This window comes from Hymenobacter perfusus, from assembly GCF_003944765.1.
Taxonomy (GTDB): domain Bacteria; phylum Bacteroidota; class Bacteroidia; order Cytophagales; family Hymenobacteraceae; genus Hymenobacter; species Hymenobacter perfusus.
Genome location: NZ_RWIU01000002.1, coordinates 427,206 through 446,227, shown reverse-complemented (window position 1 = coordinate 446,227; position 19,022 = coordinate 427,206). Strand labels below are relative to the sequence as shown.

Genomic DNA, 19,022 nt, shown 5'->3' with positions numbered 1-19,022 from the left:
AAGGACGGAAATCGGCAGACAAATCTGGGCGGGCAGGCTCTTTTTCAGGCGTTATTCTTCCCGCAGCGCCACGGCCGGATGGATGCCGGCCGCCAGCCGGCTGGGGTAGAAGGCGCACAGCGCCGTGATTAGGTACACGGCCACGCCCGCTACCGCAATACCGGCCAGGTAGAACTTCGGGGGCAGGTCAAACACGCCCAGCAGCGGAAACTGCACCGCCAGCAAACAGCCCAGCACCACCCCCAGCGTGCTGACGACCAGCATTTCGCCCAGAAACTGCCGGCTGATGGCCGAGCCGGTTGCGCCCATCGCCCGGCGCAGGCCTATTTCGGCCCGGCGCTGACTGATGTTGTACCACAGTACGCCAAACAAACCCAGGGCCACGTTCACAATCAGAAACAGGCTCACCAGGGCCAGCCCCGCCACCGGCACAATGGTGTAGCGGCGCTTGTGCAGGCGGTCCTCGTCCACCACGCGCACCATGGTGGTCCACTGGCGCGTGACGCCGGCCACGGTGCGGGCTATTTTCTCCTGCAGTTCGCCGCCGGAGCCAGGGGCCACGCGTACCACCACGTTGGCCGTTTCCCAGCGGGTGGAGTCAAACGGCAGCAGGCGAATCCACATGGAGGGCACGGCCGGCCCGAAGTCGTTTTCCATCCGCACGTTGTCCACCACGCCCGTCACCTGAAACTGGTCTTCGGGCTTGATGTCGGGGCCGGGCTCGGCCCAGGAGAAGATTTTGCCCAGGGCCGGCTCGTTGCCGAACAGGGTTTGGCGCAAATCCTGGCTGATGACTACCGGCCGGTGGTGGCTGCCGTCGTCGGCCTTGGCAAACCAGCGGCCTTCGCGCAGCTGCAGCCCCATCACCTGGGCGTAGTGGTCGTCGGTGTCGTATATGTTCGACTGCTCCGATTTCCGGCCCTGGTAGCTGAACGCGGACGTATTGGTGCGAAAGATAAAGGGCATATTGTCGCTGGCGAGGGCCACCTGCCGGACACCGGGCAGAGCCTGCACCTGGCGCAGCACCTCGTCCAGCTCGGTGCGGGGCATGGTTTCGTTCTGGCCGGCCCTGATTTCGAGCCGCCACACCTGCTGGTAATCGAAGCCGTGGGGGGCCAGGAAGTTGGTGCCGAAGGTGATGAGCATGGTGCCCACGGCAAACAGCACGACGAACGAGAAGAATATTTCTGACACCAGCAGCAGGTTGTTGCGCTTACGGTTCCAGATAAGTTTGAACAGATGACGAAGCATGAGGCCAGGTGGTGATGAGGTGACGTTCTATTTCTGCTCGCCGCTGCCGCGCAGGGCCACTACGGGGTTGAGGCGCGACATTTTCCAGGCGGGGTACACGCCGCTCATCAGCCCGAACAGCAGGGCCAGCCCCAGCCCCCAGCCAAACACCCGCCAGCTTAGGCTGAACTGGGCGTAGGCTACCACGTGGGCCTCGTTGAGCAGGGCCAGCGCCCCGGCGGCCAGGCCTAGGCCCAACAGCCCGCCCACTACGGCCAGCACCACGTTTTCCACCAGAAACTGCCCCACCAGGTTGCGGCCCGTGGCCCCGAAAGCCTTGCGGACCCCAATCTCGCCGGAGCGCTCCAGAATGCGCGTCACGTTCAGGTTCACGAGGTTCAGGGCCGGCAGCAGCATAAACAGCAGCCCCATGAGGGTACAAATCAGGTAGAAAGCGCCCACGTTGTCGTTGTCCAGGGTCTGGGAGTTGCCGGAGCCCACGGCCCGGGTGATGTGAAGGGCGCGGGTGAAAGTGGCCAGCATGGGGTCGGCGTAGGAATAGATGGCCTTCACTTCCTTGGGATTCGGGATTTCCACGCGCTGCATCATCTGGCGGTATTCCTCGCGCATGGCCGGGGCCGCCGCCGCCGTGGGTGCCAGCAGCACCACCAGAAATTCGCCCCCGATACTGTTGTCGCGCACCAGGGAGGGGCTCAGCGTGTAGGGCACCCACACATCGGCATAGGAGGCAATGTGCACCGCCGATACGTTGCGCACCACGCCGGCCACGCGGTAGCGTTTCAGGTCTACCTCGATGGTGCGCCCCACCACGTCGGCGGTGCCGAAGTAGCTGCGGGCCGTGGCTTCGTTGATGACGCAGACGCGCTGGGCCTGGGCCACCTCGGCCCCACTGAACGCCCGCCCATCCACAAACTCAAAGTCCATGATCTGCCAGAAATTCCCATCGGTGTAGCGGACGTCCAGCGGGAGCAGGCCGTTGTTGGTGAAGGCCGTGGCATCGTACACATTCGACGTCATGGCGACTTTCTCCGGCGTCTTCATCCGGCGGATGTAGGTATCCACGAAATGCACGCTGGCGGGCCGGTTCATCCAGCCGTGGCCGTCCATCATCTCCTGCCGGATGGTATTCACGAACAGCATCCGGTCGATGCGCTTTTCCGGCATGTTGGGCCCCACAACGTGGTCTACCAGGGCCATCACCACCAGCAGAATCATCAGCGTAAAGCTCACGCCGAACAGGTTGATAAACGTGAAAAACCTACGGCGCAGCAGGACTTTCCAGGCAAGTTTGAGGTAAGAAAGTAGCATGTAGTTTCAGTTAAAGAGTAAGGACCCGTCATGCTGGGCATGTAGTCTGTCATGCTGAGCGAAGGCGTAGCCGCAGTCGAAGCATCTCTACCTCTGACTAATCAAATAGCCTTGCAACAAAGCGGTAGAGATGCTTCGGCAAGCGTACGCCAGATCAAGCATGAAGGTCAGACAGTGACGTCCTAGCTTACTTGGCTGCCGTCGAAGAAGCGGATGAGGCGCTGGGTTTTCAGGGCCTGCTGCTCGTCGTGGGTGACCATCACGATGGTGGTGCCTTCGCGGTTGAGGTGCAGCAGCAGGTCCAATATCTCCTCTCCCATCACCGAGTCGAGGTTGCCGGTGGGTTCGTCGGCCAGAATGATTTCGGGGCGGCCGGCCAGGGCCCGGGCAATAGCCACGCGCTGGCGCTGCCCGCCGGAAAGCTGGCCGGGAAAGTGGCTGGTGCGCGGGCTCAGGCCCACTTTATCGAGGGCAGCGTAGGCCCGCTCCCGGCGCTCTTTGCCGCCCACGCCCGGCCGATACAGCAGCGGCAGCTCCACGTTATCCAGCACCGAGAGGTCGTTGATGAGATGGTAGCTCTGGAACACGAACCCGATTTTCTGGTTGCGCAGCGCAGCCAGCTCCCGGTCGGAGTAGCTCTGCACGGGGCGGCCATCCAGCTCAATTTCGCCGCTGGTAGGCTCATCCAGCAGTCCCATAATGCTGAGCAGCGTAGATTTGCCGCAGCCGCTCGGCCCCATAATCGACACGAACTCGCCCTTCCCGATGGTCAGGTTCACCTGGTGCAAAGCCACCGTTTCGATGGTTTTAGTCTGGTACACTTTCTCGATGTTGCGCAGCTGCAGCACGGGCGGGCCGGCTGGGAGGCGGGGAGCGGCAGGACGGGTTTCGGCAGGAGCCAGGATGTTTTCCATGGGAGTAGTCGGGAGAGGTTGCGGAAGTTGTCCGGTTGCGGGCAGTCGGCGGGCCGGAGTACGGTACCCTAGCCAAGCCAAGTGCCAATTATTCAAGATTCATTCAGTCAATCACTTACACGCCATTTCATTCTTCCGCCCCTCGCAAAATATGTCCGATTTCGGACACGGTGTTCGGTTGCAGCCGTTTCGGGGGTGCCGGTCCGGCGGCTGGAAGCCGTCGGGCCGGTTGCCGCAAGCTGACGCTGTTGCGTCGTCGTTCGGGCGTCAGCTGACTTCAACCGGCCCGACGGCTTGCAGCCGCCGGACCGGGGCACTACTGCGCGGCCAGTGGCTGCTGCCGCTCGAAGTCGTAGAGGGTAAGGGCGCGCAGGCGGTAGTGGGCCACCCAGGCGGCACGCAGGGCCAAGATGTAGGTGCGGCGGGCCTGGTCCTTTTCGGCGGAAGCAATGGTGAGGTCGGTGAGGCTGATGCGGCCCACTTTATAGGTGGCCTGGGCAATGGCGTAGCGCTGCTGCGCCAGCGTATCGGCGCGGGCCGTGAGGGCCAATTGCCCGGCCAGGGTGCTGAGCTGGGCGGCCTGTACCTCCACGCTGAGCGCAAAGCTGGCTTCTTCCTGGGCCACATCGGTTTGCACCTGGCGGCGGGTCAGCTCGGCGGTTTTGATGATGGATTTCTGCCGGCCCCAATCCACGAGCGGCAGCGCGAACGTGAGGCGGACCTGCTGCTGGTTCTGCAGGGCGGCGTAGGTGTCCCAGAGGTTGCTGGCCTGGTTTACATAGCCCAGGTTGGCGGCCAGCGTGGCCTGAAAGCCAGTGCTGCCCCGGGCCAGGGCCACGGTCCGCTCGGCTTCCAGCAACCGCCGACGGAACGCCAGCACCACGCTGCGGTGCTGCTGCGCCTCGGCCAGGGCCCGGCCCGCCGGCACGGCCAGCCGCGGTGCAGCTTCCGGCACCGCGAGGCGCAGCTGCTCCGCCGGCAGCCCGGTGTACATCTGGAGTTCCACGGCGGCGTTCTGGGCATCGAGCTGGCCCTGGGCCACGGCCTGGCGGGCGTTCAGCAGGTTCAGCTCCAGCCGCAGCACGTCGCTCTGGGAGAGGCGGCCGAGTTGGTACCGCTCCTGCCCGATGCGAAGCAGCTCCTCGTTGGCCTGCACGTTCTGGCTGGCTACCTCAGCGTTTACCTGCTGCTGCAGCACATCAAAATACAGCTCCGTTACGCGCTGGGCAATGGTTTCGCGCTCCTCCACGTACAGCCGCTGGCTTTCCTGGTAGCGCAGCGGCTCCAGGCGGCGAGCCCATTTCAGGTTGTTGAAGGAACCCAGCGGCTGGGTGAGGCCGATGGCTACGGGCTGGTTGTTGTAGCGCTTCAGGCCCCCGTTGAAATCATCGAACCGCTGCAGCTCGGAGGCCACGAACACCTGCCCGCCGGTGCGGCCGATGTTCTGGGTGAGCGTCAGGGCCAGGTTGGAGTTATTGATGCGCACGGCCCGGAAGTCAGTGGTACCATCAGGCTGCACCACGGGCGTCACGGCGCGGCTGAAACCGGGCAGCGTACCCTGCAGTCCCAGCTGCGGCCGGTAGTTTGCCTGGTAGCCGCGCCACTGCCAGTAGCTTTGGTCGCGGCTGGTGGCGGCCTGCTGCGCCACCGCCGACTGGCTGAGCGCCAACTCAATCACCTGCGCCAGCGACACAGCCGGCGGCTGGTTCTGGGCCAGCGCAGGAGTTGTCAGCAAGAGCAGCAGCCCGATGTAGAGACGCGACACTTCGCGTCTCGGCGCGTGCTGATGTTGTTTCGGTGAGGTAGTTCTGGCAGGAGTATTACCGGCCGTTCTGACGGGAGACGCAAAATATTGCGTCTCTACAACCCAGGCGGCTAGGACGGAGAAAAGCTGTGGCATGGCCGTTAGTCGTGAAGGGTGAGTTCGGGCGTGTCGGCGTAGTCCTTCGTGTCGGATACCACCACTTCCTCGCCGGGCTGCAGGCCGCCGGTTATCTGCACGTAATCGAAGTTGCTGTCGCCGAACTGCACAGTGCGGCGGGTGGCTTTGCCATCCTTCACCACAAATACCGCCTGCTCCTTACCGCCCTGATAGAATGGGCCGTTTTTGAGGCGCACTACGTTGTGGTGGGCTTTTGTCACCACAAATACATCGGCCCGCAAGTTGGCGCGCAGAGCCGGGTGATGTTCCTGCTGCAGGGCCGCGTAGAACGTCACCACGCCCTTTTCCACGGCCGGACTGATGGTACTGATGGTACCGCGCAAATCGGTGCCGTTGATGCGGACAACCACCGCATCCTGCAGGTGCAGGGCATCGGCGTAAGAGTCGGAAATGGTGGCGCGCACGCGGAAGCGGCTCAAGTCGGCTACGCGGGCCAGCGGGTCGCCGGCCTGCACGGTAGTGCCCAGGTCCTCGTTCACCCAGGTCAGTACGCCGGCCTGCTGGCTGCTGATGTTGGCCTGCGCCAGCTTACCGGCCAGTTCCGTAATACTACGGTCCTGGATCTGCAGGGTGAAGCCCAATTCCCGCACGTCGGCCGCGTTGGCGGCGCGCTGGTTGCGGATCTGCTCCGTGAGGCGCTGCTGCTCTAGTTGGGCCACGCGCAAGTTCAGCTCGGCCTGGCGCACGCTCTCGGCGGTGCCGCCCCCAATCTTCAGCAGATACTGCTCGTCGCGCAGCGCCGATTGTAGACTGCGCACCTTCACCTGCTGCACCTGCTCCTGAGACCGAAGGTCGTTGAGGGCTTTTTCGAGGCTGAGCTGGAGCTGGCTGTTCTTGTTGCGGTGCTGCTGCTGCTCGTCCTGGAGTTTGGCCAGCGCAGTAGTCGTCAGCTCCCTGTCCAGCTCCAGAATCGTCTGGCCCGGCTGCACGCGGCTGCCCACCGCCACCGCCACCCGCCGGATAGTGCTCTGGATGGGGCTGGTAATCACCGCCTCGTGGGCTGGGATGATGACGCCGGCCGCCGTGAGGGAGGCTTCGACGTCGCCGGTTTCGGCGCGGGCCGTGAGGATGGCGTTGCGGCTGAGGCCGGGCCGGAGCACCGTGCGAAAGGCCAGCAGGCCCGCCAGCAGCAGCAGTAGCAGCCCCGCGCCCAGCAGCCAGCGGCGGCGTTGGCGGCGGTTTTGCGTGGTTTGGGAAATGGCTCTGTCCATTTTCGTACAGGTAGCGGAAGGGTTCTACCGGACGTAGCCAACGGCCGTGCCATTTTCATAATAATCTTTCTTTCAGTTATTTACACCGATAACAACCTTGTTATAAAAACGAAAACCTGTCCAGATTCGGACAGGTTGTTCGGTACTGGCAAGGCTGTTATTCTCCCGAAACGTTGCCTTCCGCTCCTACTTCCCCGCTCGGCGGCCCTCCAGAATGCGGAAGAAGGAACGGGTCTGGATTTCGGCGGTGGTAAGGCCGGTGGCTTGGATTTCTTCCTCCGAAATGGCGCCGCAGTTCAGCGCTTTCAGGAAGAAGTTGAGCAGGCCCTGACCAGTAGCCGCATCGTCGAAAATGTCGCCGGTGAGGGTGGAAATGGCCGCCCGCTCCACGAAAGAGCGCAGCCGGAACACGGCATCGTCGTAGCTGCTGAGGAAGAAGTGGTAGGTAGCGGCGTAGCGCATGGGCAGCTGGGCCGGGTTCAGATCCCAGCCCTGGTACAGGCCGTTGATGAGCGAATGGGTGGTATGATGAAACCCCTGCCGCCACGCGTTATGCACCGATTCGCGGTTCTCGCGCAGCTGCTCAAACGTCAGGTTCTCGCCCCGGTGCGGCCCGATGGGCATGACGTTGGTGGCCCCGTCGGAGAGGAAAACGCCGGTGCCGCCCAGCGCCACCTTGGTCATGTGATGGGCAAAGTCGCAGACGGAGTGGGCCATGGTTTGGTAGCGGGCCGTGATGCCGCAGGAAGCCGTGTAGTCGTAGGTGCCGAAGTGGGCCGCCACGCAGCGGCCCTCACTGGCCCGAATGATGCGCAGCAACGGGTTGCGGCCGTCCTCATCCATGATGATTTGGGTAGCTTCCACCATCGTTTCCATTTTGAGCGTACCGGGCTCCAGGCCGTTGGCCTGTTCCAGCAGCTCAAACAGGCGCACCATGGTGCTCATCTGCTCCGGAATAGTCACTTTGGGCAGCATCACCACAAAGTTGGCGGGCAGCTTACCGCCGGTTTCCGTCAGCAGCGTGGTCAGGAAGATATCGAGCGTGCGTACGCCCCGATCTTTCAGGTCCTCGGTAAACGGCTTGATGCGGATGCCGATGAAGGGCGAAATAGTCCCGTTGCGCATGCCCTGAGCCAGCTCCTGCGCGGCCTGCACGGCGGTGGCGTCCTCCTCCGCATCGGGCCGGTTACCGAAACCATCCTCAAAGTCGATGCGGAAGTCTTCCACCGCTTCCATCTGGAGCTTCCGGACAATCTTGTTATAAATGGAGTAAGCCAGCCAGCCGGGCTCCCGTTTGCGGTTCTCGGGACTAAGTTTTTCCAGGCGTTGCGTCAGGGCCTCAATGTCGGCCTGGAGCGTGGGCAACTGCTCGTGGCCTTCCAGCCGCAGTACCCGGGCCAGCTCCACAAAGTTGGGGGCGTACGTGCGCAGGTTGTTGAGGGCAATGTCACCCATGCGCACGCAGGTATCGGCTTTGAACAGGTTGGCCCCGCCGTACACGGTATGCACCGGCTGCCGGTCGGGCCGGTCGCCGGGGTAGGTTTGCTGAAATTGGCGGTTGGCTTCGCCGAGCTGGCTGAGCAGCGCGGTTTTATCGGCTTCGGGTAAGCTGAGTTTCATGGGCTTGATTCCGCTCTTCTTGTCTTGTCTTCTGATGAAGACAAGACAAAACAGGTAGCTGTGGGTGGGAGGAGATGAGGAAGGGAATTACTGTACTACGTGTGCGAACTGTGCGTTATGCTGCTCAACATAGGTGCGAATGAGGGCAGTCTGTTCATCCATCACCTCGTAGAATCTGGTTTCCAATGGGTCAAAGTATTGAAATTCCTTATAGAGAGCCGAAAACTCCGCAAGGGTGCGCTTACGCTCAAGTAAGCTTTTGTGCGTATGGTAAATGACACCGGCTTCCTGAACAATACGCGCCAGCTGCAAAGCGCCCCAACGTTCAAGATCCTGTGCGAGCGGATTATCGAAAATAAGTCTACCGTAGCCGTTTTGAATGAGTTGGATAAAGCCTCCGTTTGTTACCTGACCATGTAATTCACTGTACAGAATGAGTGTGCAAGCATCATCCGGAAAAGAAAACAGTTGATTAACCAGCATATCTGGCTCGGCCTGTGAGGTATACGCGTCAATAAAAACGAATAAATATTCCCAATCATCTGCGTTTGCCTGAGTAAGAACAGTGGCAGGAATAGTGGGTAGCGTAGGGGATTTAAGTCCGCTTGTTCTGGACAACCACCCTTTTATGAAAGACCAGTAACTCATGAGCCTCGATAAGTAGAATAGCCGAACGGATTCAGCAGCAGCGGTACGTGGTAGTGCTCGGCGGAAGTCACCGAAAACACGATTTCCACGAAGGGGTAGAACGAAGGCGTTTCCAGCTTATCGAAGTACTCCTGCACCAGAAAGCGCAACTGGTACGTGCCGGTGGGCAGCATGTGGCCCGCCGGCAGCAGGTCGGGCAAGCGGCCATCGGCGTTGGTGGTACCGCGGGCCAGCTCCTGCCAGCCGGCCGGTTGCTGCCCCGAGAGGATAATGGTGACGCCCTCGGCGGGCCGGCCTCGGGTGGTATCGAGAATGTGGGTGGTCAGCTGACTCATGCGGCAAGTAGTTTTTCGAGGCGAATACGGGTGATTTTGTCCTGCTCGGCGGCGGCTACGCGAATTTCCTGTTCGGGCGGGTTGGGCAGCCGGGCCTGCAGCAACGCCAGCATATCGGCTGCCGATTTGCCGGTGGCGCACACGATGAAGATGTAGCCGAACCGTTGCTCGTAGGCCGCGTTGCCGGCCGCCAACGCCCGCAGCGTTTCCTCCGAGGCCTGCCGCACTGCACCCTGCTCGCCCTCAGCCCAGGTACTGGTACTGGCGAACTTCTCCCGCAACGCCCCTACATCCCCGATTTTGGGGTGATGCGCAAACGCCTCCCGCCAGTCGGCCGCGCTCAGGTCATTCCAAGTGTTAGTGGCGGTTTGATAGAGCATTTCGGCGTCAGCGAAGGGAAACTGCTGGTTCAGGGCCGCCACCCACGCGGCGGAACCGCAGCAGCGGCGCAGTTCCTCGGCACGGGCAGCGGCCGGCAGGTTGTTGAGTTCTGGTAGGGTCATAGCGGAAACTGAAGTCATGCTCTCCGGTCCGGCAGCTGCAAGCCGTCGGGCCGGTTGTCGTCTGGTTTGTCAGCACGATGACGTAATAACGTCAGCTGGCGGCAACCGGCCCGACGGCTTGCAGCCGCCGGACCGGGACGTTCTAATTCAGGACCACACAGACATCATACCACCGTGGGGAAGCGGTTGACGTTCTTGTAGTAGATGTACACGGAGGGCTCTTTACCCACGGAAGTAGCCCATTGCTGGCAGTAGGGCGCCATCCAGATGGAGTCGCCTTGGCGGACGTGGTACCACTCCTGGTCGAGCACGTAGATGGCTTGGCCGGCAAGGTAGAGCAGGCCGTGCTCCATAATGTGGGTTTCCACCATGGGCAGGTGGCCACCCCGGTCGTAGGTGAAGATATTCACGGCCATATCGAAGCCCAGCTCGTTGGGCAGCAGCTCCTGGATGCGCAGGGCCTCGTCGTTCATGTACACGGGAGCCTTGCTGTCGTCCTTTTCGCCCCACACGATGCCGGGCGCCGCGTGGCCGGCCAGCGGCTCGTACACCTTGTGAAACGTGAGCAGCTGGGTGCCTTCGGTGGGGTTTTCAAAGCTGTACTCCTGCCCCACCGGCACGTACACGAACTGGCCCTGACTGAGCGGGCGGGTTTCGCCGCCGGCCGTAGCCTGCACCGCGCCTTCCACCACGTAGAAAAATATCTGCGAAGCTTCCGTGTGGCCTTCCAGCCGACCCTCGGCGCGTAGCGTAACCAGCGTCTGGCACAGGCGCGCGCCCATCTGCTCGTTGATGATGACGTTGACGGTGCCGCCGGTCCAGCCGGGTACGTTGCTGTTGATGTAGCCATCGGGGGCAATGATGGCGTGGTTGCGCCGGACGACGGAACGGGTAGCGGAGCTAAGATTCATGGAACACAGATTTAGGGGATTTTTCACTGCTTTTCGCCGGTTGTCCTGCGGCTTTCCTACTCAGGTATCCTGGTAGTTTCCTGCTCAGTGAAATGCGTGACCAGCAAGGTTAGAAAACGCGCCGAGACTTCCACGGCGGCGGCCAGATCGGGCAGCTCCACGTTTTCCAGGGGGTTGTGACTGATGCCTTGAAAGCAGCGTACGAACAGCATGGCAGCCGGGGCCACCCGCGAAACTGGCACCGCATCGTGGCCGGCCCCGCTCACCAAAGGCACCACCTCGTGGCCGGCTGCGGCAATGGCCCGGGCCAGCAACTGGTTCAGGCCGGCGTCGCAGGTGGCGGGGGCGGTGGTCTGCACGGGGCTCCAGGTGAGGTGTAGCGCCCGCCGCTCGGCAATAGTCTGGGCCAGGGCTTGCACCTGTTGAGCGGCGGCGGTCAGACGGGCGGCATCGGGGCTGCGCAGATCGAGGCTGCAACTGATTTCGCCGGGAATGACGTTGCTGGCCGCGTGGCGCACGTCCAGCTTGCCCACGGTGGCTACCAACTCATGGGCGTACTGGCGGCCGAACTGCTCGACGGCCAGCACAAACTCGGCGGCACCGGCCAGGGCATCCTGGCGCATGGCCATGGGCACGGTGCCGGCGTGGCCGGCCATGCCGCGCCACGTCAGCTCCACTCGCTGCTGACCGGCAATGGCCGTCACCAACGCCACCGGCAGGTTCCGTTCCCAGAGCACCGGCCCCTGCTCAATGTGCACCTCAAAGTAGCCCAGCCAGTCGGCAGTCGGTATAGCTTCGTGCGGAATGCGGGCCGCGTCACCGCCCATCGTGGTAATGGCCTCGGCCAGCGTGATACCGGCCTCGTCTTGCCGCGCCAGCAGGCTGCTTTCAAAGGCACCGGTGACCACCTTGCTGCCCAGGTAGGTAGTATGAAACCGCACGCCTTCCTCGTCACTGAAGGCAATCAGCTCCAGGTGAAACGGCAGGTCCGCGCCTCGGGACGCCAGGTTTTCCAGCAGATCCAGCCCCAGCAGCACCCCCAGCGGCCCGTCGAATTTCCCGGCATTTACCACCGTATCAATGTGCGAGGCCAGCACGAAGGTGCGCGCGCCCGGCCGGCGGCTCATCAGCCGGGCGCGCACGTTGCCGATGGCATCGAGGCGGGTGTGCAGGCCGGCCGCCGCCATCCAGCCTTGTACCAGCTGCTGCCCCCGCCCGAAAGCGGACGTACCGAAGCGGCGGGTAATGCCTTCGGGGTCCTCACTAATGGCGGCCAGTGCCTCAATGCGCTGCATAATGCGCCCGGCGCGGGCCAGGTACGTGGTTTCGGGCGTTTCCAAGCGGTTCAGCGGGTTAGGAGTTCACCTTGATTAAGCTGCCGGAACTCCGGCCGCTGGTACACCAGCTGCCCGGCCAGGTACGTCTGCTCCACCCCCCCGCGCAGCTCCCGGCCCAGGTAGGGCGAGGCTTTGTGGCGGTGATGCAGCAGCTCTTCCGTGACGGTGAAGGTCTGGGCGGCGTCCAGCACCAGCAAATCAGCGTCGTAGCCGGGGGCAATGCAGCCCTTGCGGTGACTTTGCCCGATGAGCCGGGCCGGGTTGGTGCTGAGCCAGCGGGCCACGTCGGCCAGTCCCACGGCGCGGCCCCGGGCGGCCGTCCAGAGCACGGGCAAGGCCAGCTGCAGCGAGGCAATACCGCCCCAGGCGGTGGTAAAGTCGCCGGTAGCCAGCTGCTTCAGGTCGGGTGGCGCGGGTGAATGGTCGGTGGCGACGAAGTCGATGAGGCCCGTTTGCAGGGCCTGCCACAGCTGCTCGTTGTTGGCCCGCTCCCGGATGGGCGGGGCGCACTTGTAGGCCGTGCCGCCATCAGGAATATCCTCGGCCGCGAAAAACAGGTAGTGCTGGCCGGTTTCCACCGTAAGCGGTAGCCCCTGGGCCTTGGCGGCGGCAATGGCCGGTAGAGAATCGGCCGACGACAAGTGCACGATGTGCACCGGGCAGCCGGTTTCCTCGCACAGCCGGATCATCAGGGCCACGGCCTCGTCTTCCCAGGCTTTGGGGCGCGAGGCCAGGTAGTTGGCGTAGGAGCGTTTATCGTGCTGCTTCCAGGCGTCATCGTCTTGGCTTAGTTCGCAGTGCACCAGCAGCGGCAGGCCGTGGCGGGCCAGCAGCGGCATTACCTGGCGCAAGTCGGCCTCGGTGGCGTTCGGAAAGTCATCGATACCGGAATGCGTCAGAAAGGCCTTGAACCCAAGTACGCCTTCGGCAATCAGCCCCTCCACCTCGGCCGCATTACCGGGCACCACGCCGCCCCAGAAGCCGCAGTTGGTATGCAGCTGTCCGGCCGTGGCCGCCCGCTTCAGCGCCAAGCTGGCTACCGAAGTCGTGACCGGGGCCGAGTTCAGGGGCATATCGACCAGCGTGGTGAGGCCGCCGGCCAGGGCGGCGCGGGTGGCCGTGTCGAACCCTTCCCAGTCGGTGCGGCCGGGCTCGTTTATATGGACGTGCGGATCAATAAGGCCCGGCAGAACGGCCCGGTGGCCCAGGTGGTGCACCGGACAGCTCACGGCGGTATCGGGCGGCACTACATCCAGAATGCGGCCGTTGCGCACCAATACCAGCCCCGGCCGGGAGCCGGAAGTCATTATAATTTCTTCACTACTAATCGCAAAATCATTCATACTTTTCACTGAATTGATTTACAAAATGATAATATTTAAAACAATACCCATTTTTCCTGTAAACTACCGGAACCAATTGCCTTTTCCTGAAAAGCGGCGGCAACCGGCTGTTTGGCTACTCGCGGCCGGTTCAGCCAACTCAGCTTCTGGGAGATAGGGCAAGCGGCAGTCTGATTTTTTCTTTGGTCCGACCCGGCCGGGCGCTTGTTTTCTTTGGCTTTCGATGACGCATTTTTTACTGTTGGCCCTAGTGGCGGCCGTGGTGCTGCTACTGGTGGGGGGAAGTGCTTTTTTGCACCGCATGGCGCACACCCACCGGGGCGGCGAGCTGGGCACCCAGGGTTTTACCATTCAGGGCTTTGCCTACGCCCTCACGGTGCTGGCGGTGCTGTTTGTGCTGGCCGTGGCGTACCTGCTGGTGCAGGGCACCACCTGGGAAGGCCACCTGATGGAATGGCTCAACATTGTGGTGCGCCTGATGCACGTCACATTCGGCATTGCCTGGATTGGGGCCTCGTTCTACTTCGTGTTCCTGGAAAATGCCCTCAACCGCACCGATAACGTGCGCGAGGAGCTGGCCGGCAACCTCTGGGCCGTGCACGGCGGCGGCTTCTACTACCTCGAAAAGTATAAGCAGGCGCCCCAGGAAATTCCGAAGGCACTGCACTGGTTTAAGTACGAGGCTTATTTCACTTGGCTTACCGGCTTCAGCCTGCTGTTTGTGGTGTACTACTTCAACGCCGGCAGCATGCTCATTGATCCGCAGGTGCTGGCCATCAGTCCGCTGGCGGGCGTGGCTATTGGGGTGGGCTCGTTTGCGGTGGCCTGGGTGCTCTACCACGGGCTCTGCCGCACGGCGCTGGTACGCAACAACGTGGCTATGGCCCTGCTGGCGGTGCTAATCTGCACCGGGTTTGCCTGGTTTTACTGTCAGGTGTTCAGCGCGCGGGCAGCCTATATTCACTTCGGGGCCATGCTGGGCACGCTGATGGTGGGCAACGTATTTTTCATCATCATTCCGGCCCAGAAAGCCATGGTACAGGCTGCTACCGAGGGCCTGCCCCTCGACCCTGAGCTGGGCAAGCACGCCGGGCTCCGGTCGTTGCACAACAACTACTTCACGCTGCCGGTGCTGTTTGTGATGGTCAGCAACCACTTCCCCAGCACCTTCAGCCACGGCTACCCGTGGGCGGTGCTGGCGGCCATTGCCCTGGGCACGGCCGGCGTGAAGCACTGGCTTAACCTGCGCGAAAAGCACCAGGCTACCGGCCTCGTGCTGCCCGTGGCGGCCGGTCTGCTGCTGGCCGTGGCCTTCGTAACCGCTCCCAAAACCGATGCCGGGGCCACGGCTGCCTGCACGCCCAACGTGCGCATGGCCCAGGTGCAGGCCGTGGTGCAGCAGCGGTGCATCCGCTGCCACTCAGCCACGCCCACCGATGAAGTGTTCAGGACGGCCCCCAACGGCGTGGTGTACGATACGCCCGAGGACATCATTCGCCTGCAGGATAAGATTATGCAGCGCGTGGTCATCACCAAAACAATGCCCCAGAACAACAAAACCCACATGACCCAGGCGGAACGGGACCTGCTGCGCTGCTGGATTGAACAGGGCGCACTGAACCAGTAGAACGTCCCGGTCCGGCGGCTGGAAGCCGTCGGACCGGTTGTCGCGTAGTTCGTCAGCACGAAAGCGTAACATCATCAGCATGCCGCCGTCGGGCCGGTTTCCGGCAGCTGACTTCCCAACGACAACGGAACAACTTCAGCTTACTTCGACCGGTCCGACGGCTAAAAAGCCGTCGGACCGGGACGTATGATGTACTCTTCCGCATGCAAAAAGGCCTCTGGTACTTACCAGAGGCCTTTTTGCTGATGGTTATAGGTTGTCGGAAGAATATGGCAAAAAACTTATACCACCGGGCAACGCCGGAAGGCTGGCTCCCATCTACCCTTCTGTCGGCCCGCCTGAACCAGGGGCCGACCACTGGTGGCTTTTGACTACCACGCGAGAACAGCTTTGGTACCGCAAAACACAAGGTTTTCGAGGAAACAGAAAATTAATATCACCAGTACCTTGCGTCACATAGTACCTTTGCTTACCTTTGAAACGTTGATTAGATAAAGTACCTGCCGCGCCGCTGTTCCTTCACCGGAGCCCGACGCGGCCCACCCCGAAAACCACCTTGCGCCAACCGGGCCGGGTGTCGGGCCCCGGCCGGAAGCAGTTGCTTCTTTGCTGCCGCCCAGCGTTTTCGGTTGTCTGGCACCCGCTTTTCCGGCGGTTTGTGCCCCTGCTCATCACGTTTGAATTTCTGGCAACCATGCTACCTCCGGCGGAACCGCGGCCACCGGACTCAGCCCCTCCTTGCCCGATTTTTCCTCAACCACTCCCTTCCTATGACTTCCTTCCTGTTTTCCGGCCGGGCCCTGCGGGGCCTGGGGTTCCTCGCTATGCTCCTGCCTTTGGCCGCCACGGCCCAGCAGCAACCTACCGGCGCCGTGAGCGGCACCCTCCTCGACCAGGCTAACAACCAGCCGCTTCCCTTCACCAACGTGGTGCTGCTCCGCGCCCAGGATTCCAGCTTCGTGGCCGGGGCCGAAACCCTCGAAAACGGCTCGTTTGCCCTGGATAAGCTGGGTTTGGGCTCCTACCTGCTCAAAGCCTCGGCGGTGGGCTACCAGAACTACCGCCGCCCGGTGCAGCTCACGGCCGCCGCGCCCACTCTGCACCTGGGCACCCTGAAACTAGCCGCTACCGCTACGCAGCTGAAAGGCGTGACGGTGACCGGCGAGCGGGCCACCGTGGAAAATGAGCCCGGCAAGCGCGTTATCAACGTGGAAAAAGACCTGGCCAGCGTGGGCGGTATGGCCACCGATGTACTGCGCAATGTGCCCTCAGTAGCGGTAGATGCCAACGGCTCGGTGAGTCTGCGCGGCTCGGCCAACCTGACCATTCTCATTGATGGCAAGCCCTCGGGCGGCAGTAACGGCGGCACGGGTCTGCGCCTCGACCAGATTCCGGCCTCCCGGATTTCGCGCATCGAAGTCATTACCAACCCCTCGGCCAAGTACGATGCCCAGGGCACGGCCGTGCTGAACGTCATCCTGAAAAAGCAGACCAAAAATGGCGTCAACGGCCAGGCCAGCCTGCTGGGCGGCACCGGCGACAAGTACAACGCCAGTCTGAGCCTGAACCGGCACCAAGGCAAAAGCAACCTGAGTGCAAGCTACGACCGCCAGGACGAGTACTACCGCAACCGCAGCGACAACCGCCAGACCGCCGGCGACGTGACCACCCGCCAGGACGGCACCGGCCGGGAACGGAACGACTCCCACTCCCTGCGCCTGGGCCTGGATTATGAGCTGACACCCGAGCAGAGCCTGAACCTGAGCGTGTCGCCGACCTGGCAGCACGAGCAGGACCTGAGCTTCCAGCGCCTCAGCACCGAGCGGGCCGGGCAGCCGGCTACTACCCAACTGGGCCAGCAGGAGCTGAATGTGGATGTGCGGGTGCTGGAAAACGTGGGCAGCTACCGCCGCACCTGGGCCGCCCACCAGGGCCGCGAGCTGACGGCCGTGGGCGGGGCCGTACTCATCGACGCCACCGTGCCCGTAACCCAGACGCTGGACGAAGGTGCCCTCAGCGGCTGGCGGCAGCTGATGGAGGTGCAGGGCCGCATCTACTTCGCCCAGCTCGACTACACCCACCCGCTGGCTGGCAACAAGGGCAAGCTGGAAACCGGCCTGAAGGTGCAGCAGCAGCGCAGCAACGGCACCGCCGACCTGTTTGCCCTCCAGACTGACGCCCCCGACCAATACGTACGGGACCCGGCCCGGTCCCTGGCCTACAACTTCCGCGAGACGGTGCCGGCCGCCTACGCCAACTTCCAGCGCGGCTGGAACGGCTGGAACGCCCAGGCCGGCCTGCGCACCGAGTACACCAACACCAACGGGGCCGTAAACGGCGGCCAGGGCAAATTTCAACTCGATTACCTGGGCCTGTTTCCCACCGCCAGCATCAGCCGGGGCCTGGGCGCGGCCGATTCCACCAAGGGCGGGGCGCAGCCACAGCAGCTGTCCTTCAGTTACGCCCGTCGCCTCAACCGGCCCAACTTCATGCAGCAGCTGGCCGTGCCGCTCTATCAGGACCCGCGCTTTTACCGCCTCGGCAACCCGGCGCTGCGGGCCGAGTTCAGCCACAACCTGGAAGTAGGCCACCAGCTGAGCCTGCCCGGCGGGGCCGAAATTACGACCACTCTGTTCGGCCGCTTCACCAACAACTCCATTCAGCGCCTACGCAACGTGGATACGGTGGCTACCAACCGCAACCCCGCCGCCGGGCTGGTGCTGGTGGAAACCTACCGCAACGCCGGCACTACCGCCAACGTGGGCCTGGAGCTGACCTGGGCCCAACCCCTCACGGCCTGGTGGCGTGTGCAGGCCAGCGGCTCGCTCTACCGCACCCAGTTCCAGACCAACGCCGAAAACACCGTGGACCGCCGCGCCCTGGCCGGCAACGTGCGCCTGAATCAGAACTTCACGCCCACTCCTACGCTCGATGTGCAGCTAACCGGCCAGTACAACTCGGCCATCCTCACGGCCCAGGGCCGCCGCCTGGCCTACGGGGGCATTGATGTGGCCCTGCGCCAGCGCATGTGGCAGAACCGCGCCGCCCTCACCCTGCGCGTGTCCGATGTGCTGAACACGCAGGTGCGCCGCTCCATCGTCGATTCGCCCGACCTCACAGCCTCGCTCTACACCAAACCCGAAACGCGGGTGGGCTGGCTCGGCTTCACCTGGTACGTGGGCGCCTCGAAAGCCAAAGCCGGCCGCATCGACGGCGCGCCCAAAGGCGGCGGCGGGGGCTTCGGCGGGTAATTCTCCAGGCTGCCATTGCACCACCCGTACCCCGGCATCCGCCCGCTTAGGGTTGGAATTATGCCCCGATAAGATGCCGGCAGGCACCCGCTTCGGGCTCGATTGAATTTGATTTTTCAGACCGCCCTCGGGGCTTTCAGGCGTGCATTACGCCGGTTTCCCAGGCTTCGGCAGCGGCCACTTTTCGCCATCTTTTTTCCGTACTGCCATGAAAACGTCCTTTGCTTTCCGCGCCCTGCTGGGCTTCTCTCTCCTCTCGGCTACGGCCGCCCAACTGCCTGCCCAGGCCGCCGATACGGCCCCGCGCCGGGGCACCGTCTCGGGCCGCCTCTTCGACGGGCAGAGCCAGGAGCCCATTCCTCACGCCTACGTGGTGCTGCTGCGCGCTGCCGATGGCCGCTTCGTGAAGTCGGTGGAAACAGATGCTAACGGGCATTTCCGGGCCACGGGGCTGCCGCTGGGCACCTACACGGTGCGCACCACGGTGCTCGGCTACCATAAATTCGGACCGGTGCTGGCGTTGCGCGCCGGCCAGCCCGCCCACACGCTGGGCACGGTGGTGATGGTACCGCTGAATATGCCGCTAGTAGCCCGTGCCGACAAAAAGGCCTGGGCCAAGCGCAGCGCGCCGGTTGCGGAGCTGGAACCCCGCCGCCCCGCGGTGCGCGTGCGGTCCTAGCACCCCGCTACTTCCGGTAGCCTCGGCCCGGTTACTCACTTGCTCCGGCAGCAAGTAGGTAGCCGGGCCGGTTTTTGTTGTCCCGAAGCCATTGTCTGAACGTCCCGACCGGTAGCTTTCAGCTGCCGGCCGGGACGTTTGA

The 19,022-nt window shown here is 63.0% G+C and carries 15 protein-coding genes; 3 read left to right on the top strand and 12 right to left on the bottom strand.

What is annotated here, in order from left to right; genetic code table 11:
- Positions 1-51: 51 nt before the first annotated feature.
- From EI293_RS08020 to allB, 12 genes are all read right to left on the bottom strand, one after another.
- The gene (locus EI293_RS08020; protein ID WP_125436619.1) at positions 52-1,251 is read right to left on the bottom strand and encodes an ABC transporter permease; all 1,200 of its coding nucleotides are present in this window, start codon (positions 1,249-1,251) and stop codon (positions 52-54) included.
- A 27-nt stretch (positions 1,252-1,278) separates the two neighbouring features.
- A complete protein-coding gene (locus EI293_RS08015) occupies positions 1,279-2,559 on the bottom strand; it encodes an ABC transporter permease (protein WP_125436618.1) in 1,281 nt (426 codons plus the stop codon).
- Positions 2,560-2,741: 182 nt separating this feature from the next.
- Positions 2,742-3,407, bottom strand: coding sequence for an ABC transporter ATP-binding protein (locus EI293_RS08010; protein ID WP_125437137.1), 666 nt, complete (start codon positions 3,405-3,407; stop codon positions 2,742-2,744).
- A 382-nt stretch (positions 3,408-3,789) separates the two neighbouring features.
- Positions 3,790-5,238 (bottom strand): TolC family protein, encoded by a 1,449-nt coding sequence (locus EI293_RS08005; RefSeq protein WP_246010578.1) that lies wholly within the window; start codon positions 5,236-5,238, stop codon positions 3,790-3,792.
- 140 nt (positions 5,239-5,378) lie between these two features.
- Complete coding sequence (locus EI293_RS08000; protein WP_125436616.1) at positions 5,379-6,626, bottom strand: efflux RND transporter periplasmic adaptor subunit; 1,248 nt, start codon at positions 6,624-6,626, stop codon at positions 5,379-5,381.
- A 186-nt stretch (positions 6,627-6,812) separates the two neighbouring features.
- On the bottom strand, positions 6,813-8,246 hold the full coding sequence (locus EI293_RS07995) for a DUF6986 family protein (protein ID WP_125436615.1): 1,434 nt from the start codon (positions 8,244-8,246) through the stop codon (positions 6,813-6,815).
- 87 nt (positions 8,247-8,333) lie between these two features.
- Positions 8,334-8,894: a DMP19 family protein gene (locus EI293_RS07990; protein WP_125436614.1), complete on the bottom strand. Its 561-nt coding sequence runs from the start codon at positions 8,892-8,894 to the stop codon at positions 8,334-8,336.
- Complete coding sequence (gene uraH, locus EI293_RS07985) at positions 8,891-9,229, bottom strand: hydroxyisourate hydrolase (RefSeq protein ID WP_125436613.1); 339 nt, start codon at positions 9,227-9,229, stop codon at positions 8,891-8,893. Before uraH ends, EI293_RS07990 begins: the two co-directional genes overlap by 4 nt.
- Complete coding sequence (gene uraD / locus EI293_RS07980) at positions 9,226-9,750, bottom strand: 2-oxo-4-hydroxy-4-carboxy-5-ureidoimidazoline decarboxylase (RefSeq protein WP_262706506.1); 525 nt, start codon at positions 9,748-9,750, stop codon at positions 9,226-9,228. Before uraD ends, uraH begins: the two co-directional genes overlap by 4 nt.
- 146 nt (positions 9,751-9,896) lie before the next feature.
- Positions 9,897-10,643 carry a (S)-ureidoglycine aminohydrolase gene (allE, locus tag EI293_RS07975; RefSeq protein ID WP_125436611.1) on the bottom strand — a complete coding sequence of 249 codons (747 nt, stop codon included), beginning with the start codon at positions 10,641-10,643 and terminating at the stop codon, positions 9,897-9,899.
- 56 nt (positions 10,644-10,699) lie between these two features.
- Positions 10,700-11,983, bottom strand: coding sequence for an allantoate amidohydrolase (locus EI293_RS07970; RefSeq protein WP_246010577.1), 1,284 nt, complete (start codon positions 11,981-11,983; stop codon positions 10,700-10,702).
- Positions 11,984-11,988: 5 nt separating this feature from the next.
- Entirely contained in the window at positions 11,989-13,323 is a 1,335-nt protein-coding gene (gene allB, locus EI293_RS07965) for an allantoinase AllB (protein ID WP_125436610.1), read from the bottom strand.
- Between the two features lie 223 nt (positions 13,324-13,546).
- Between allB and EI293_RS07960 the strand changes: the two genes are divergently transcribed.
- From EI293_RS07960 to EI293_RS07950, 3 genes are all read left to right on the top strand, one after another.
- Positions 13,547-14,950 carry a urate hydroxylase PuuD gene (locus EI293_RS07960; RefSeq protein WP_211339523.1) on the top strand — a complete coding sequence of 468 codons (1,404 nt, stop codon included), beginning with the start codon at positions 13,547-13,549 and terminating at the stop codon, positions 14,948-14,950.
- 770 nt (positions 14,951-15,720) lie between these two features.
- A complete protein-coding gene (locus tag EI293_RS07955) occupies positions 15,721-18,201 on the top strand; it encodes an outer membrane beta-barrel protein (protein ID WP_125436609.1) in 2,481 nt (826 codons plus the stop codon).
- Positions 18,202-18,409: 208 nt separating this feature from the next.
- The gene (locus EI293_RS07950; RefSeq protein WP_125436608.1) at positions 18,410-18,880 is read left to right on the top strand and encodes a carboxypeptidase-like regulatory domain-containing protein; all 471 of its coding nucleotides are present in this window, start codon (positions 18,410-18,412) and stop codon (positions 18,878-18,880) included.
- Positions 18,881-19,022: the final 142 nt, after the last annotated feature.

Bases quoted from the DNA above. Each gene is read 5' to 3' on its own strand.
- EI293_RS08000 (WP_125436616.1), bottom strand. From the start codon at position 6,626: ATGGACAGAGCCATTTCCCAAACCACGCAAAACCGCCGCCAACGCCGC.
- EI293_RS07950 (WP_125436608.1), top strand. From the start codon at position 18,410: ATGAAAACGTCCTTTGCTTTCCGCGCCCTGCTGGGCTTCTCTCTCCTC.
- EI293_RS08015 (WP_125436618.1), bottom strand. From the start codon at position 2,559: ATGCTACTTTCTTACCTCAAACTTGCCTGGAAAGTCCTGCTGCGCCGT.
- EI293_RS07995 (WP_125436615.1), bottom strand. From the start codon at position 8,246: ATGAAACTCAGCTTACCCGAAGCCGATAAAACCGCGCTGCTCAGCCAG.
- EI293_RS07955 (WP_125436609.1), top strand. From the start codon at position 15,721: ATGACTTCCTTCCTGTTTTCCGGCCGGGCCCTGCGGGGCCTGGGGTTC.
- uraH (WP_125436613.1), bottom strand. From the start codon at position 9,229: ATGAGTCAGCTGACCACCCACATTCTCGATACCACCCGAGGCCGGCCC.
- EI293_RS08020 (WP_125436619.1), bottom strand. From the start codon at position 1,251: ATGCTTCGTCATCTGTTCAAACTTATCTGGAACCGTAAGCGCAACAAC.
- EI293_RS07960 (WP_211339523.1), top strand. From the start codon at position 13,547: ATGACGCATTTTTTACTGTTGGCCCTAGTGGCGGCCGTGGTGCTGCTA.
- allE (WP_125436611.1), bottom strand. From the start codon at position 10,643: ATGAATCTTAGCTCCGCTACCCGTTCCGTCGTCCGGCGCAACCACGCC.
- EI293_RS07990 (WP_125436614.1), bottom strand. From the start codon at position 8,894: ATGAGTTACTGGTCTTTCATAAAAGGGTGGTTGTCCAGAACAAGCGGA.
- allB (WP_125436610.1), bottom strand. From the start codon at position 13,323: ATGAATGATTTTGCGATTAGTAGTGAAGAAATTATAATGACTTCCGGC.
- uraD (WP_262706506.1), bottom strand. From the start codon at position 9,750: ATGACTTCAGTTTCCGCTATGACCCTACCAGAACTCAACAACCTGCCG.